The organism is Deltaproteobacteria bacterium (genome assembly GCA_021737785.1).
Classification (GTDB): domain Bacteria; phylum Desulfobacterota; class DSM-4660; order Desulfatiglandales; family Desulfatiglandaceae; genus AUK324.
On sequence record JAIPDI010000014.1, the window covers coordinates 26,138 to 43,339 of the forward strand.

Annotated in this window: 13 protein-coding genes; 7 read left to right on the forward strand and 6 right to left on the reverse strand. The window is 56.8% G+C overall.

Annotated elements, in window-relative coordinates:
* Nucleotides 1–20: 20 nt before the first annotated feature.
* Nucleotides 21–1,436 (forward strand): copper oxidase, encoded by a 1,416-nt coding sequence (locus tag K9N21_08790; GenBank protein MCF8144001.1) that lies wholly within the window; start codon nt 21–23, stop codon nt 1,434–1,436.
* Nucleotides 1,437–1,638: 202 nt separating this feature from the next.
* Here the strand turns inward: K9N21_08790 and K9N21_08795 are convergent, their stop codons facing one another.
* From K9N21_08795 to K9N21_08810, 4 genes are all read right to left on the reverse strand, one after another.
* Entirely contained in the window at nt 1,639–4,800 is a 3,162-nt protein-coding gene (locus tag K9N21_08795; protein ID MCF8144002.1) for an efflux RND transporter permease subunit, read from the reverse strand.
* Nucleotides 4,797–5,987: an efflux RND transporter periplasmic adaptor subunit gene (locus K9N21_08800; protein ID MCF8144003.1), complete on the reverse strand. Its 1,191-nt coding sequence runs from the start codon at nt 5,985–5,987 to the stop codon at nt 4,797–4,799. The genes K9N21_08795 and K9N21_08800 overlap by 4 nt, the downstream gene beginning before the upstream one ends.
* 156 nt (nt 5,988–6,143) lie before the next feature.
* On the reverse strand, nt 6,144–7,613 hold the full coding sequence (locus K9N21_08805) for an efflux transporter outer membrane subunit (GenBank protein ID MCF8144004.1): 1,470 nt from the start codon (nt 7,611–7,613) through the stop codon (nt 6,144–6,146).
* Nucleotides 7,613–8,263, reverse strand: coding sequence for a CerR family C-terminal domain-containing protein (locus K9N21_08810; GenBank protein ID MCF8144005.1), 651 nt, complete (start codon nt 8,261–8,263; stop codon nt 7,613–7,615). The genes K9N21_08805 and K9N21_08810 overlap by 1 nt, the downstream gene beginning before the upstream one ends.
* Before the next feature lie 508 nt (nt 8,264–8,771).
* On the opposite strand from K9N21_08810, the gene K9N21_08815 reads away from it, so the two are divergent.
* Nucleotides 8,772–9,704 carry a hypothetical protein gene (locus tag K9N21_08815; protein MCF8144006.1) on the forward strand — a complete coding sequence of 311 codons (933 nt, stop codon included), beginning with the start codon at nt 8,772–8,774 and terminating at the stop codon, nt 9,702–9,704.
* Here the strand turns inward: K9N21_08815 and K9N21_08820 are convergent.
* Together K9N21_08820 and K9N21_08825 are read right to left on the reverse strand one after the other, a co-directional pair.
* Nucleotides 9,686–10,279: a DUF2889 domain-containing protein gene (locus K9N21_08820; protein MCF8144007.1), complete on the reverse strand. Its 594-nt coding sequence runs from the start codon at nt 10,277–10,279 to the stop codon at nt 9,686–9,688. The genes K9N21_08815 and K9N21_08820 overlap by 19 nt on opposite strands.
* Before the next feature lie 166 nt (nt 10,280–10,445).
* On the reverse strand, nt 10,446–10,820 hold the full coding sequence (locus K9N21_08825) for a hypothetical protein (GenBank protein MCF8144008.1): 375 nt from the start codon (nt 10,818–10,820) through the stop codon (nt 10,446–10,448).
* Nucleotides 10,821–11,531: 711 nt separating this feature from the next.
* Here K9N21_08825 and K9N21_08830 point away from each other — a divergent pair.
* From K9N21_08830 to K9N21_08850, 5 genes are all read left to right on the forward strand, one after another.
* Nucleotides 11,532–12,215, forward strand: coding sequence for a hypothetical protein (locus tag K9N21_08830; GenBank protein ID MCF8144009.1), 684 nt, complete (start codon nt 11,532–11,534; stop codon nt 12,213–12,215).
* Nucleotides 12,216–12,362: 147 nt separating this feature from the next.
* Nucleotides 12,363–15,014 (forward strand): valine--tRNA ligase, encoded by a 2,652-nt coding sequence (locus K9N21_08835; GenBank protein ID MCF8144010.1) that lies wholly within the window; start codon nt 12,363–12,365, stop codon nt 15,012–15,014.
* A gap of 187 nt (nt 15,015–15,201) precedes the next feature.
* Complete coding sequence (locus K9N21_08840; protein ID MCF8144011.1) at nt 15,202–15,963, forward strand: ABC transporter ATP-binding protein; 762 nt, start codon at nt 15,202–15,204, stop codon at nt 15,961–15,963.
* A gap of 4 nt (nt 15,964–15,967) precedes the next feature.
* The gene (locus tag K9N21_08845; GenBank protein ID MCF8144012.1) at nt 15,968–16,789 is read left to right on the forward strand and encodes a metal ABC transporter permease; all 822 of its coding nucleotides are present in this window, start codon (nt 15,968–15,970) and stop codon (nt 16,787–16,789) included.
* Complete coding sequence (locus K9N21_08850) at nt 16,786–17,196, forward strand: hypothetical protein (GenBank protein ID MCF8144013.1); 411 nt, start codon at nt 16,786–16,788, stop codon at nt 17,194–17,196. Before K9N21_08845 ends, K9N21_08850 begins: the two co-directional genes overlap by 4 nt.
* Nucleotides 17,197–17,202 lie beyond the last annotated feature (6 nt).

Here is a 17,202-nt window from a genome sequence, read left to right on the forward strand (position 1 = left end):
TGACATGCTGTTCCCTGTGGATGGGGACGGGTCTCATGGTAGTCTGGCTGTGCCTTTTTGCATCTCTTGCGGAAGCTGAAGAAAACGCCGGGAAGGTTCCCGATCTCCCCTGGAAGGCCGCGGAAACCGCAGAATATGCACCGGGCATTCCCGGACGGGATTATCGATCCGTCTTTGTTCCCAACGGATCTGCGCTCCCTTTCAAGGTCGTGGATGGATACAAGGTCTTCCACCTGGTGGCCGAACCTGTTATCCATGAGGTGGCTCAAGGACTGACGATCCACGCGTGGGGGTTCAACGGCACGACGCCGGGCCCCGTGATCGAGCTGGTGGAAGGAGACCGGGTTCGCATCTATGTCTCCAATCGGCTCCCTGCCAAGACCGCCGTACACTGGCACGGCGTAATCCTCCCATGCGGCCAGGACGGCGTGTTCGGCCTGACCCAGCCCGGGATAATGCCGGGGGAGACATTCCTCTACTCCTTTGTCTTTCCCCACGCAGGAACGTTCATGTACCATTCTCACCTGGATGCCATGACCCAGGAGGGCCTGGGTCTCACCGGCATGATTGTGGTCCATCCTCGACATCCGGACCGCCCGCCCCCGGACAGGGATTTTGTGCTTATGCTCCATGAATGGGCCGTCGAAGGCGGGACAAGCCGTCCGGATCCCCAGGTCATGACCGATTTTAACATCATCACCTTCAACGGAAAGGTCTTTCCCGACACCTACCCCCTGGTGGCCCAATTGGGAGACCGGGTGCGTATCCGCTTGGGGAATCTCTCGGCCATGGATCACCATCCCATCCATCTCCACGGTTACGCGTTTAGGGTGGTGGAAACCGACGGGGGGCAGGTGCCCTTATCGGCACAACGCCCTGAAACCACGGTCCTGGTTCCGGTAGGGAGCGTACGGGTGGTGGAATTTACGGCCGATAACCCCGGGGACTGGATCATGCACTGCCACATGACCCATCACACCATGAATCAGATGGGCCACGAATTTCCCAATATGATCGGCGTTGATTCCCGTGGGGTGGATGAAAAAATCCAGGAACTCCTCCCCGGCTATATGACCATGGGCAAGACCGGAATGATGGCCCTCCAATCCATGAACATGCCTGTCCCTGAAAACGCCATCCCCATGCTCGGGTATAAAGGGCAGTTCGGGCAGGGGGTCATGGGGGGGATGGCAACCGTTTTAAAGGTCCGGAAACACGCCCCAGGATATGAAGATCCCGGACATTACCGCTTCCCCGAGGGAACCAGTGCCCGAAAGGCCACACCCCGGGAACTGGAGCGGGACCACATCACCATCCCGGAAGCCCCGTCCACCCCTGAAGCGACGCAACATTCTCACGGATCGTCACCCCACCCCATTCCTGATGGCGGCCCAGATTCCCATATGGCCCCAGGTTCGCCCCATAATGGGCATTAATGCGTGTTGACGGTGACGCGGTCCACTTCGGCGCCGGATCTTTTCAACCCGCAGGCGGATTTGATCACCGTACAGGGTATGGGCCCGAGAACGGCGCAAGGCGTGACCGACTATTTTCGAGACCCTCGCCATTCGACTTTCCTTCAAAAGCCCTTTGACAACGGTATGGAAGTTTTTGCACCGCATTGAGATGGCCAAAATTTCAGGATTCCAGGGACCCGCTGTCCGGATCCCCCGGCCTCTTCACGTTCAGCAGGTTGTGCACATCCTCAAGGATCACGTAGCCGCAGGGGACCAGGAGGAGGGTGATCCCGGTGGCAAAAAGGACCCCGAATCCGAGGCTCACCGCCATCGGAATCAGGAACTGGGCCTGAAGGCTCTTTTCCAGAATCATGGGCATCAGTCCTGCAAAGGTGGTCAGCGAGGTGAGGATAATGGCCCTAAAGCGGAGTGCCCCGGCCCGGGTCACCGCATCCCGGGCGCCGGTCCCTCCCTCCCGTATCCGGTTGGTGGCGTGTATCAGGACAAGGGAGTCGTTGACCACCACCCCGGCCAGTCCCACCATTCCAAACAGGCTCAACAAACTGAGATTAAGCCCCATGATGAGATGCCCCGCAATGGCCCCCACAATGCCGAAGGGGATGGCCGCCATGACGATAAAGGGTTGTGAAAAGGATCTGAAGGGAATCGCCAGGAGGGCGTAGATGCCGAAGAGGGCCACGGCAAACCCCTGGATCACATCGGACAGGGATTCCGCCTGTTCCTTACCCTCCCCTTCAATCGTATACCTGAGTCCCGGATATTTATTTTTGAGGTCCGGGAGGACCCGGGCCTCCACGTCGCCTCTCACCTCGTTGGCATTGGCAACGGACTCATCCACATCCGCGGTCACCTTGACCACGCGGAGACGCTGGGCCCTCTGGATGGAGGCATAGCCGTGCTTCATGGCCACCTCGGCCACCTGGCTGAAAGGCACCTCCTTGCCGCCGGCGGTCCGGATGCGCATCTCCTTCACATGGCCCAGGGACTTGCGTTCCTCTTCAGGATACCGCACCAGGACCTTTACCTCATCCTGGTCGCGCTGAAGCCTCAGGGCCTCGGCCCCGTAAAAGGCGTGCCGGACCTGCTGGGCAAGGTCATTGAGGGTCAGGCCCAGACTGCGGGCCGCAGGCTTGAGTTTCAACTGCATCTCCTCCTTGCCCGGGAGGAAGCTGTCGCTGATATCAAATATGCCCGGATAGTTGGCCAGTTCCGCCTTGAGATCCTCGGCAGCGGCCAGGAGAAGATCATGATCGTCCAGCGACAAATGGACTTCCACCGGATTGCCGGCGCTGAAGAGCTCGCTGCTGAAGGTGATCGATTCGGCCTCGGGGATGGCTCCCACCCGCTCCCGCCACAGCTTGACCAGTTTCATGGCGCTCACATCCCGTTTTTCACCTTCCAACAACTGAACAAAGATCTGGGCCAGGTTCCCCCCAAACTCGGGAGACCCGGCGCTGGGTCCGTGTCCCCCGGTGTGAAGGCCCACGATGGAAACACTGTATTCAAACAGCGGGGGCGCCCCCTCGGGACGCTTCTTGTCCATTTCGGCCAGGGCCTCCTTCGCAGCCTGTTCCAGGCGATCGACCACCGCGACGGTCTGGGAGACCGGGGTCCCTGCGGGCATGGTCAGGGTACTGACCAGCACGTCGCTTTCCACCTTGGGGAAAAAGGTGAACTTGATCCAGCCGCCCTGCCACACACCTAAGGACAGGAGGAGAACGCTGATCCCTATGGCAACGGTGGCATACCGCCATCGCACGCAGAGCTCCACCAGCCTCGCATAAGGTTTTTGAATGACCCACTTGAGGCCCCTGGACACCAGCTTTTCTTTTTTGGGGTTCCGGCGTCGTCTTACCGACCGCTCCCTGCTCCGGTTGAGATGGGCCGGCAGGATCAACAGGGATTCCACCAGAGACCCCATGAGGACCAGGATGACCACGATGGGGAGGTTTTGCATCACCTTTCCCATGCTGCCCGTCCCCATGAGGAGGGGCCAGAATGCCACCACGGTGGTCAACACCGAAAAAATCACCGGCCGCCCCACCTCCACCGCCCCGTTCACCGCGCTCTGGAGCGGACCTTCCCCCTCTTCATGCCTGCGAAAGATATTCTCCCCCACGATGATGGCGTCATCCACCACGATGCCGAGCACCATGATAAAGGCGAACAGGGAAATCATGTTGATGGAGATGTTGAACTGCGGGAGGAGCCACAATCCTGACAGGAACGAAATGGGAATACCCAGGGTCACCCAAAAGGCGAGTCGAAGATCTAAAAACATCCCCAGGAGGATGCTCACCAGGATCAGACCGAAGGCCATATTCTTCAGCAAGAGTTCGATACGGCTCTTGAGCATGATGGACATGTCCTGATAGATGCCGATATCGATCCCCGCCGGGAGGGTGGGCTTGAGGGCTTCAGCATATTGTTTGACGGTGGCTGCCACATCGAGGGCATTCTGGTCCGCCACCCGGTAGACCTGGATAACCGCGGACGGCTTGCCCTGAAACCTGGCAAAGAGATCCACATCCTGAAATCCGTCTTTAAGGTCCGCGATCTGTCCCAATGTCACCTTGGTCCCGTCGGCCTGGGTGAGAACCGGAATATCCCGGTATTCCGCCGCATAGTAGCGACGCCCTTTGGTCCGAATGAGGATCTCCCCCGCGCCGGTCTTGATCCTGCCTGCCGGAAGATCCAGGCTTCCTCTCCTGACTGCCTCCGCCACCTTGCCCAGCGTGAGGCCATACCTCCTCAGGGTCTTTTCGGAAATCTCGATATGGATTTCGCCGGTTCTCACGCCGAACAGATCCGCCTGCGTAATCCCGGGGAGATCGGTAATCTCGTTCTTGATCTCCTCTGCAAGGTTCTTAATGGTCGACTCCGAGGCATCTCCGTAAACCGCAAGGCTGATCACCTGGGTCCGGCGCGTCAGCTCCCTTACAATGGGCTTTTCCGCCTCGTTGGGAAAGGTGGTGATGCTGTCCACCTCCGCCTTGACCTCGTCCAGGAGTTTCTTGAGGTCCCAGCCTTCCATGACCTCGATGGTCACCGTACCAGACCCTTCCCTTGCCGTGGAATCGATCCGCTTGATCCCGGCCAGGCCGGCCACCCGTTCTTCGATGCGACGGATAATGGCCTCTTCCACCTCGGCCGGAGAGGCCCCCAGATACTCGGTCGTCACCACAATGCGATCCAGGGTGAACTCGGGGAAGACCTCGATCTTCATGGTCAGGCCCGTGACCGCCCCGGCCAACACGAAGAAGATCATGAGGAGATTGGCGGCCACATGATTTCCGGCGAACCAGCCAAGTATCCCTTTCATGACGGCTCTGTCTCCTTCATTGGGATGGATCGCACCTCCATGCCGTCGGTGACCATTTTGAGATGGGAAACCACCACCTGGTCTCCGGTGCGGAGTCCGGAGCTGATCTGGACATGGTCGCCATCGATCCTGGCGACTTCCACCTTGCGATAGTGGAGTCGTCCATCCGGATCCACCACCCAGACCACCTGCCCCTCTCGAAGGGCGCTGCGGGGAATAATGGTCAGATCGGGGATCTCATGTCCCAGGATCTCAACACTGACAAACAGGCCCATGGCCAGAGGCGGTCTGGCGGCATAGGGCCGGTCGACCCGTACCACCACCCGGACCATTCGGGTTTGTTCATCCAGTTTCCCCTCGGCCCTGACCACCCTCCCCTCCCAGGAACCCTCTTTTCCAGCGATCCGGGCCCGGATCATTGCACGGGCCCCGGGGCCCTGACCCTGGGTAAAGCCTGGAACGTGAAACCACCTGAGGCTCTCATTGTCCAGGGGCACTGCGATCTCTGCGGCATCCGTTGAAAAGATCGTGGCCAATCTTTCTCCGGGTCTCACATACTGACCCAGATCTACGTTCTCGGTTTCCACCCTTCCGTCAAAGGGCGCCTGGATCTGTGTCCGCTCCAGGTTGAGCATGGCCTTCCTCAGATCGGCCTTATCCGCCGCCAGTTTTGCCCTGGCCGCGGCCAGCTGCGGTTGTTTGAGCACCAGTGCCGGCGGTTCCCTCCCCTCCTCGGAATCATCCATATACAACTGGAACCACTCCTCCCTGGCCGCCTCCGACTCCTCCTCTGCCATACGGAGGAGACTTTCCGCGTTCATTACCTTGGATCGGGCAAGGGTGACGGCCAGGCGGTAGTCTTCGGGTTCAATCCGTAACAGGACCTCCCCTTTTTTGAACTGACCGCCGTTAATAAGCGAGGGGGCGATATCGATGACCTTGCCGTCCACCTGCGGCACCAGATCGATCTCCTGCAGCGGCCTGACCGTCCCTTCCCCCTTGACGACGACATTCCGGGAAGCGGTTCTGACCTCCATGGTCCGGACCACCACCAACGGGGCGGCCGCCTTCTGTTTCTGGATCTGGGGCTTGCTTTCCGTGAGCTTGATCATCCCCAGGGCACCCAATGCGATGACGCCCACGGCCAGAACAGCCTGCATAATTCTTTTTTTTGTCTTGCTCATCATACGGCTTTCTAATCAATGTATTTGGGTTAATTGTGTTAATTGAGCTCGTTGGGGTTTGTTGAGTGACCGGGCATCCGGTATTGGTATCCGGCATCCAGTTTCAAATCTCAAATCTCAATCTCAAATTTCAAATTTTAAATCTCAAATCTCATCACCCTACCAGATCGTGTACGACCCAGGCCCGTCGGTCTCTTTTCCCTGGACAGGGGGGAGTTCCCCCCACCCCCCTCCCAGGACACGATGAAGGGTCACACGATTGCTGAGGATGGCAAAATCCGCCAGGACCAGATCATCTTCCGCTTTAAACCGGGTCTGCTGGGCGTTGAGCACGGTCAGATAGTCCACCAGCCCCCGGATATACCGGGCCTCGGCCACCCGCTGGGTCGCCCGGGCCTCCACCAGGAATCGCATGACCTCCTCCCGTCGCTCCACCTGCTCTTTCCGGGTAAGCAAGGCGTTTTCCACCTCGGAAAACGCCCTTAGAATGGTCTTTTCATATTCGGCAACCCCTTGGGCATACCGGGCCTCGGCGGCCCGCTGCCCGGCCTTCAGCCTTCCCGCATCAAACAAGGGCTGAACCAGCATTCCGGCCAGGCTCCAGGCCGTGTCCGGCTGAAACATGCTGCCCAGGGCGCTGGAGGCATAGCCGTAACTTCCTGTGAGCGTAATGCTGGGAAACCGGCTGGCCTTGCTGACCCCCACCAGGGCATTAAGGGATTTCAGTCGGGCCTCGGCCGACCGGATGTCCGGCCTGCGCATCAGGAGTTCGCTGGGGAGGCCAGGGGGCACCGGCGCCAGCTTTCGGTAGTAATCATCGGGCTGGGCTCTCGGGGGCCGCGTCCGGGGATATCTTCCCAGCAGCACGGCCAGGGACTGCTGGGTAGCCCCCAATTCCTGCATCAGGAGCGGTAGGTTGGCCTGGGCCTGGGCCAGGGTGCGGCGGGCCTGTCTCAAATCGAGGATCGAGGTGAGGCCCCGCTTGTACCGCCTCTCCACAAAGGTGACGCTCTCTTGGTAATTCTTGAGGCTCTCCTCGGTAATCTGGATCCTTCGCTCCAGGGATTCGATCTTCAGATAGAGGGTGGCGGCCTCGGCCACGACGCTCTGGGCCAGGGTGTGTCGCGATTCCTCGCCTTGCAGGAGACTTGCCTGGGATGCCTCCTGGGCCCTGGCGAACTTCCCCCAGAGGTCCAACTCAAAAGAGGCCGGCACGGAGAGATTGTAGCTGTCCGTGGTTCCGCCGATGGATATTCCGGGCCCCACCCGGGCCGAGGATTGATGCTGTCGCTGTGCCTGGGCCTGAACCCCGAGGGCGGGGAATCGATCCGCCCGTGTCTGAATGACCTGATATTTCAGCTCCAGTATCCTGGCCGATGCCTGCCGGAGGTCCAGGTTGTGGTTCAGGGCTTCCTCGACGATCCGGTTCAGGACAGGATCGTGGAAGACCTCCCACCAGCGATCTTCAGATGCCGAGGCATCCCCCTGTTCAGGGGCATATTGAAACGATTGGGGTTCCCTCACCCGGGGGTCCGGTCGCTCGAAATCAGGGCCCATCTTGATGCATCCGGCAGATGCCAGACAGATGGAAGCCGTCATGAGGAGAAGACCGGAAAACCGCCGGGTCATCACGCCCCCCCCTGATCGCTCATATCGAGTCCTGTAAGGCAGAATCGAACGATATGTTCCACCAGTCTTTCCTTGAAGGTGTCGTCATATTCCTCTCCTGTGACCCGCATGACCGGGAGTCTGGCAAAATTGAAATAGATCACCATGGCGAAGATGCTCACGATGTCAAGCATCACGGACTCCCTGTCCGCATTCTCGGGCAGATAGGGCCCCAACAACACAACCAGTTCTCCAAAAAAAGGGGTGATCACCTCATCTACCAGCATATCGGTGGCAAGGCCCGGTTTGGCCATTTCGCGGATCATGAGCTGGGAATGACGCAATCGCTCCTCATCGGTCAGAGGCCCTTTGAGAAAGGCCTCGGCCAGGGCATGGACAATGCCGGCGAGGGACCTCCCATGCTGGGCCGAGAGGACCTCCTTAAAGCATGCCTGGACCCGTCTGGCCCTGGGCATCCAGCGGGTCTTGAACACCTCTACATACAGGTTCTGCTTATTGCCGAAATGATAATTAACAGCCGCCAGATTGCAGTGTGCGGCCTGGGTGATCTCCCTGACCGTAACGGCGTGAAACCCCTTTTCCGCGAACAGGGCCTCTGCCTCATCCAATATCCGGTCTTTTGAATCCGTGCAGTTGTCAATGCCGTCCATAGGCTCGGTAGTCTCTTTCCTTTATTTGATACAAACGTTTGTATCAAACGATTGTTTTAATGTCAACCCCCTAAAAGCGGATAACCGCAACCAAACGGTTGTGTGCTGTCCCGTCATTCCGGCATGCCCTTAGCCGGAATCCAGTCCTCCGTATTCTGGATTCCGGCTGGAATCGTGCCGGAATGACGGAAGACTAAGCGTGCAAAGGAAGGATGGCCATATTTTCTTGTTTTTCATGACCGAAGACCATGTACTAAATATACCGGCCCGGCAGAGACTCTCAGTTTACTGACAAAACCGGTTCCGAGCGGGTTTAAAAATGGAGGTCGCAGGCCGACCTTCTTACGCTCTCACGTTCTCACCTTCTTCTTACCGTTGGGGTTCGGATTCTCAGGGATGAATTCTCAAAATGCGCCCGGAAGAATATCATTTATTCATTCGAATTCAGGTGGACAACGCTCATCATCGGGTATACAAGGGCGGGAACACGGAACACAGGACGTGCTTTATGGACATCGACATCCTCACGGCAGAGTCGTTGGGCGTCAGGGGTCTGGGGTGTTATGTAATGGCCGCGGGACGCCGTATCTTGATTGATCCGGGCTTCGCCCTGGGATACATGCGGCATAAACGGCTCCCCCATCCCATGCAGGTGGCGGTAGCGGAACAGGTCCGGCGACGCGTGATCGACCTGTGGGAGCGGGCCACGGATATCGTCCTGAGCCATTTTCACGGGGATCATGTCCCCCTTGTGGATGCCAACCCGTATCAGCTCAAGGCCGGAGACCTGGTGGGGCTGAATCAGAATGTCCGCATCTGGCGAAAACGTCTGGCCCACCTCTCCCCCCGTGAGGCGGCACGGGAGGCATCGTTGAAGGCGGTCCTGGGTCTCGACTTTTTAGATGCAGAAAGCATCCAATGCGGTCCCCTAAGCTTTTCCACCGCGGTGCCCCACGGTGACCCGGAGACGACGGATGAATCCGTGATAATGACCCTGGTCGAGGAAGAACAATGGTTTGTCCATGCGCCCGATATCCAACTCCTTCATGATCAGACCGTCTCCCGAATCCTCGACTGGCAACCGGACATCGTCCTTGCCGGGGGCCCGCCCCTTTATCTCTCCACACTCACGAAAGAACAGTTCGACAGGGCCTGGGAAAACGCCTTAAGGCTGGCCCGGGGTGTGGACGTCCTGATCCTCGATCACCACCTCTTGAGATCCATGGAAGGGATGGCCTGGCTGGACCGGCTATCCATATCCGCCGGGAGAAAGGTCCTGTGCGCAGCCGATTTTATGGGCAGAGAGAGAAGCCTGATGGAGGCAAGACGGGAATCCCTTTACCTCAGATTCCCTGTGGCCGAAGACTGGCACGAGGCATATGCCAGGGGTGAAGCGACCACTGAAGCGTTTGGCTCAGACCGTCAGGCGTTGGGGTCCTGATCCGCTTCACCGGAATGGTCCGCCAGGACCTCCTTGATTTCCTGCATGATGGGGCCGTCCTCCCCCCAGAGCATGCAGCTGTTGATGAGGCTGGAGAGTCCCAGAAATTCCTCCAGGGAACGGGGGATGGGATGACGGTCTCTGGAATAATGGGTCCAGTACCCGTGAAGCGCGGCGGTCCCCATCACCACAATGAGGTGCGTCATGTGGTTGCAGCCCCGGACGCCGCCGATGAGATGGCTCACCTTTTCGCTATAGCCTGAAACGATCTGCAGACCGACAATCTTTTCCACGCTGTCCAGGGTGCGGGGACAGAGTTCATGGGGCGTCTGGGGCATCTCGGCTTCGGCGTCCAGGATGGTCACGGGCCAGCCGCCGATCAGCATGCGAACGCACATCCGGTGAACCGCACCGGGCTCCCGCGGTTTTCCATTCCAGTGATACCCCTGAATCAGGCGATCGTCCTTCAGCCAGCCTTCGACGATCAGCTGTCCGTTATCCAGAGGGTATGTGCGCAACTCCAGTCTTCGTTCATGGACCGGTGCTTCTCTGATGAGGTCTTTGAGCATACTCATGGCGCGTTCTCCTTAAAAATGGGCAGATCCGAATCTCTTCGGAAAACATGCAAGATGATCGTTCCAACCGGAATTTGAAGATCCCTTTAACTTGTATCCAAAAGAGGGGATCCGGGCACAAGATGTCCGCGGGCCGGACACATTATGACGCAGAAAAGGTGGCGGGTCACCTGAGATAGGAAAAGAGCGCGATCCCGAGGACAAACAGGACCAGCCCCATCAGCCGGACCGTCTCAGATCTTGCCTTGAAAAACCACCAATCCATCAGGGCCTTGCTCTGGTCAGGGGGCGCCATGTAGAAATAGACCCCTTTGGAGATCCCTAACAGGCCCAGGATAAAGGCGAACCAGAAAATCTCCGTGTACCAGAAGGCCCCGGCAATCAGGGCTATGCCGAGGGCAAACGGAAGGACAGAGAGACGCTTGACCTTTTCGGTCAAAAATATCCTCTTGAAAAAATCCCTGGCCTTTTGAGTAAAAACTACCACAAAGGTGCCCGAGGCAATCCACAGAAGCGCAATGATATAAAGGAGTACCTTCATTTTTCCCTCCGGACTGTGAGATTAAGATCCTGGTTGGGGGGTCTCTTGCCGTGCCAAAAGGCGAACACCCTACTATCTTACATACTCGGCCGCAATTTAAAAGAAAAATCTGAGAATGTGCTTCAAAATATCCCCGTCCTTACCTCTTTTCACAAGCTTCAGATTCCCGGAGAAGTTTGACTAAAATTGATGCATTCGTAAAAAACGTCACCCTGTTGAATCCCGCCGAATGGCGGGACGGGGTCCACGGGTTTCATAAGTGCTTGAGATTACCGATTTCCGGCTCCCGGTCGAAGATCCCGTACTTGTGCGGGGATCGGAGTCCGGGACAAGCTTCTCCGGAATGACTGAAAAGGGGTATTTTCGAGTTTTTGCGGGACCATCAAAATCAGTGCCTGGTCTTCTGTCACAAAAAACAAGAAAAATATGGCCGTTCTTCCACTCACGCTTGGCCTTTGTCATTCCGGCTGAGGGCATGCCGGAATGACGGGACAGCACACAGCCGTTTTGGTTGCGGTTATCCGCTTTAGTTTAAAATATATCTTATTATTTCCAAATACATTTCAATGGGATTATAGCTATCCTATTAAATGACAATTTGAAAGATACCTTGAAAAGCCTTGACAAATTCAGGCCCTGTATGGTATCCGGTCCTCCTGTGAGATGATAATTTCTCGACGCTCTCTTTCGTCAGTCCTATGGGGTGCCAACATGCGTAGAGACCAGGAACGGTTTGAACCTGAAGAAGGTTTTCAGAAAGATTTCCCGGACGATCATTCCGGAGTATCGCCGGAGAATAGGGACAACCGGGACAATGATCATGACATCATAGAACTTGTGGATGTGGTGAGGAAGGGAGACCTCCCCCCGGATACCGATACGGATGATCTTTCCCTCCTGTTTGACCTGGAAAACCGGCCTGGAAAAGGAGAAGATTTTTTGGGCAGAGAAGATGAAGCCCTGGATGGATTTTCCCTCCCCCTCGATGAAACGGACGAGAAGGCATTTGAATCGCATGCGAGTGAACCGGTTGCCTTTCACGACCCCTTTGAATCGCCTGATTTTGATTTTGAAGCAGCTGAAAGTTTTGATGAATCCACAGAAGAAGAGGTAACTGCCATCTCTGAGGAGGACCTGGAGGAGATACCCGAGGAAGGCCTGGACCTGCCGATGGGAAGGCTGGTGGGGGAAATGGAAGACGAAACTTCCGGGCCCGAGCCCAGGGATGAAGGATCATTCCCTGTGTCCAAGGAAAGGCTTGAGTCCCTCATCATCGAGACGGTCACAGAGGTTGTCGAGCGGGTGGTGAGGGAAACCGTGGCCGAGGTCGCGGAAAGGGTGATTAAGGAAGCCATTGAAAGCCTCAGGCAGAGCCTTGAGTCAAAACCGGAATAGCCGCTGCTGTGATTCCGACAATGTCGTTTTAAGCCCCATAATAATCAAATATTCCCCTTACCCCATTATTCCGCCATTAAAAAGTGCCCACATCCCGATTGGGGCTAAGCCCCTGAATTCTATTATTGCGTGAGGAGTCTCTGATAGATGAAGAAGGAACAGATTGCCAAGAGTTACGAACCGGAAGCGGTTGAACGGAAGTGGTATGCATACTGGGAAACCAACGGCCTTTTCAAGGGAGAGGCCGTTTCTGAAAAGCCGCCCTATTGTATTGTGATCCCGCCCCCGAATGTCACGGGGACCCTCCACATGGGCCACGCCCTGAACAACACCCTGCAGGATATTCTCTGTCGTTTCAAGAAGATGAAAGGGCATAACGTATTGTGGCAACCCGGCACCGATCACGCGGGGATCGCCACCCAAAACGTTGTGGAGAGAGATCTGGCGGCCCGAGGCACGGACCGGCATGCGGTGGGAAGGGAAAAGTTCATTGATCTGGTCTGGGAGTGGCGGGAAAAATACGGCGGGCTGATCATCAACCAATTGAAGCGATTGGGCTGCTGCTGCGACTGGAGCAGAGAGCGATTCACCATGGATGAAGGGCTCTCCAGGGCGGTTCGGGAGGTGTTCGTACGCCTCTACGAAGAAGGACTGATCTACCGCGGGGACTACATCATCAACTGGTGTCCCCGATGCCATACGGCCCTGGCCGATCTCGAGGTGGAACATCAGGACACGGAAAGCCGCCTCTACTATGTTCGCTATCCGTTTCAAAACGGAAAGGGTCATCTCACCGTGGCCACGACCCGCCCCGAGACCCTGTTGGGCGACACCGCCGTGGCCGTCAACCCCGATGACGACCGATACAGGGATCTGGCCGACGCCCATGTCCTCCTGCCGATCCTGAACAAGCCGATCCCAGTTATCTTTGACCGATATGTGGACGCGACATTCGGAACCGGGGCATTGAAGATTACGCCTGCCCATGATCCCAATGACTTTGAAATCGGAAATGCCCACCAGCTTGACCGGATCAAGGTGATCGACGAAAACGGCGTCATGAATGCGCTGGCAGGCCCCTACCAGGGAATGGACCGGTTTGAATGCCGCGAACGGATCGTGGAGGATCTCGAAGAAAACGGGCTTTTAGAAAAGATCGAACCCTACCAGAATGCCATCGGACACTGCTATCGCTGTAAAACCATGATCGAACCCCTCCTTTCAAAACAGTGGTTTGTGAGGACCGCTTCCCTCGGCAAGGCCGCCAGCGATGCGGTCCGGGCCGGAAAGACCCGGATATTTCCCGCCAACTGGGAGGGGGTCTATTTTGAATGGATGGACAACATCAGGGACTGGTGCGTTTCGAGACAGATCTGGTGGGGGCACCGTATCCCGGCGTGGTACTGCCGGGCCTGCGGCGCGGTGCAGGTGGCCAAAGAGGCCCCGATGGGCTGCAATTCATGCGACAGCGATGACCTGATTCAGGAAACGGACGTCCTCGATACCTGGTTCAGCTCGGCCCTCTGGCCGTTCTCCACCCTGGGCTGGCCCGACGCCACCCCCGAACTCAAGACCTTTTATCCCACCTCCGCCCTGGTGACCGGGTTCGACATCCTCTTCTTCTGGGTGGCCCGAATGATGATGATGGGGATCCATTTCATGGCAGATGTTCCTTTCAAGGATGTGTATATCCATGCCCTGGTCAGGGATGCGGAAGGAAAGAAGATGAGCAAGTCCAAGGGGAATGTGATCGATCCCCTTGCGGTCATGGACCAGTTCGGCACCGATGCCTTCCGCTTTACACTGGCGGCCCTGGCAGCTCAGGGGAGGGACATCAAACTATCGGAAGAGCGGATCCTCGGGTATCGTCACTTTGTCAATAAGATATGGAATGCCGCCCGATTCGCCCTGATGACCCTGGACCAGGGGAAGATGCCGAGCGCCGATCCGACGGCCTATACACTTGCCGACCGCTGGATCCTGACCCGGGTCGGGGAGGTCAGCGACAAGGTCGGCGGGTTTATCGAGGCATATCAGTTCAACGAGGCGGCCGGGCTTTCTTATCAGTTTGTCTGGCATGAGTTCTGCGACTGGTATCTGGAGATGGCCAAAGAGGCCCTCTATGGAGAGGACGGGCCGGTCAAGGAGACGGCAAGGGCCGTGGTCCTGAAGACGCTCATGGCCGCCTTGAAGCTCCTCCATCCTTTCATGCCGTTTGTAACGGAAGAGATATGGCAACGGCTTCCCGGGACCGACGGGAGCATCATGACGGCCCGATTTCCAGATTCCGCCGAGTTCCCGAGAGATGAGGCCGCTCTGAATGAGATGGATCTTCTCATGGGGGTTATCGCGGGGATACGCAATATCCGTGGAGAGATGAATATCCCTCCCTCGAAAAATGTCCATATCGTCATTGACACCGGGAATAAGAGCGATGAAGACATCCTGGTCGGAAATTTATCCCATATCCAATCCCTGGCCAAGGTCGATGAGGCGGTCATCGGCGCCGGGCTTCCCAAACCGGACAAATCGGCCACAGCGGTATTCGAACAGACCTCGGTTCATGTGATTTTAAAGGGCCTGATCGACTTCAAAGAAGAGGAACGGCGGGTGAAAAAGGAGATCAGCAAGACACAAAAGGAGATGGAGGTCTCTCAAAAGAAATTATCCAATAAAGGATTCTTGGAAAAAGCGCCGGAGGAGATCGTGGTCGAGGTAAAGGCCAAGGCAGAGGGTCTTGCCTCCAGGCTTTCCAAACTGAAAGAGAACCTCTCATTTCTGGAGACCCTCGATGCGTGATCCGGGACCGATGGCATGCCGCAAGCGGGTGCATATGATTTCCGCAGCCGTCCCCGCCCACCCGCCCACGGCCGCTGATTTCAGCATCGAGATCAGCGCGGGAACCCATACGGTTGAAGTCTGAAGCCTCGTGATCCCAAACTTTATACACTTTAGCTCACTTTAGACACTTTTAGGCATTTCCCCTATGAACGTTCCTGCCATTGATATGAAACGGGTCTGGTTCTCCTATGATAAGACCCCGATCCTGAAAGATGTCTCCCTGACATTGAAACAGGGCGATTTTCTGGCAATCCTCGGACCCAACGGCGGAGGGAAGACCACCCTCCTTAAACTCTTGCTGGGGCTCTTGAGACCTGACAGCGGGGAGATCAAGGTTCTCGGAGAATCGCCGCCCGATGCCAAATACCGGGTCGGATACGTCCCCCAGAACACCGATTTCAACACCACCTTTCCCATATCGGTCATGGACGTGGCCATGATGGGGAGGCTGTCCCGATCACGCATCGGGAGGCGGTATTCCCGTGATGACCGGTCCAAGGTGGAAGCCGCACTTAAACATACCGGGATATGGGATTACCGGCATGCACTGATCGGCAGTCTCTCCGGCGGGCAGAGGCAGAGGGTATTTATCGCCAGGGCCCTGGCCACGGATCCGGAAATCCTTTTCCTGGATGAACCGACGGCCAGCGTGGACCCGGATTTTGAGACGGACCTCTTCGAGTTCCTGAGAGAACTGAACCGAAAAGTCACCATTGTAACCATTACCCACGATGTCGGGGTGATATCCAGGCATATAAAATCGGTGGCCTGTGTCAACAGGACCCTGATGTTTCACGAAGAAGGAAAAATTACCCCGGAGATGCTCGATATGGCCTATCACTGCCCCGTGGACCTGATCGCCCATGGCGTCCCCCATCGGGTACTCCCCATCCATACCGAGGAATAAGGCGATGTGGGAGGCCCTCCAGCTCGATTTCATGCGAAATGCCCTGTTCGCGGGCCTCCTTGTCAGCGTATCGTGCGGCATTATCGGCAGCCTGGTGGTGGTCAACCGGATCGTCTTCATCTCCGGAGGGATTGCTCATGCCGCTTTCGGCGGGATCGGGCTGGCCTTTTTCCTCGGGTTTACCCCATTCTGGGGGGCCGCCCTCTTTGCCGTGGGGGTCTCCATGATCATGGGCGTGGTCAGTTTCAAGGCCCGGCACCGGTCGGACACCGTCATCGGGGTCCTCTGGGCCGTGGGGATGGCCATAGGGGTCATCCTCATCGACCTGACGCCGGGGTATCACGTGGACCTGATGAGTTACCTCTTTGGAAGCATCCTCACTGTACCGGCATCCGACATCTGGATGATGATCCTCCTGAATGCGGCCATCCTCTTCATGGTCATTGTTTTTTATAAAGAGTTCATCGCCATGTCCTATGACGAAGAATTCGCCTTTGTGGTGGGCATTCCTGTCCGGCCGCTCTATTTTGCCCTCCTCGGCATGACCGCCTTTTCAGTGGTCATGACCATCCAGGTGGTCGGCCTGATCCTGGTGATCGCCCTCTTGACCATCCCCCCCTACATTGCGGAGAACTTTACCAGGTCGTTGGGCGAAATGATGGTGATTTCGTCAATCCTCGGCATCATTTTCACATTGGGCGGATTGTCCCTCTCCTATGCCTTTGATCTGACGTCCGGGGCGACCATCATCCTGGTTGCCGGTGTCGGATTTTTTGTGTTTCAACTGATCGGTATGCTGAAAAAGAAGGGAGGTGCCTCCCCATGAGTTTCAACATCTTTTCTCCGGTAAAAAAGGTCAAGAAAAGAGAAAAGGATAAGGACGGCTTCGACAGGCTCATCGACGTCATAGAGAGATTCGCCCCAAGGGACCACCAGTCCAGGAGGGAGGTCTTTTATTATAATTACAGGATCATGGACGGGTATAAGGGGCCTCTTCTGGCCCTCCTTGAGACGGCATCGCAGATCGACCAATATCGAATGGATCCCGATGCCCACAGCCGCCGGCTCTTTCTGGGGCTGAAGGCCTTTTATGACATTAGGGACAAACTGTCCATGGAAGATGCCGTGAAAGACATCGGCCTTGTCCGGAGATTCCGCGACCTTCTCATCTATTTTTATGGAAGAAAGGACCTTTCAGGCGAAGACATTCGAGAGTTGCTGAAGGACATGTAGGGTCCC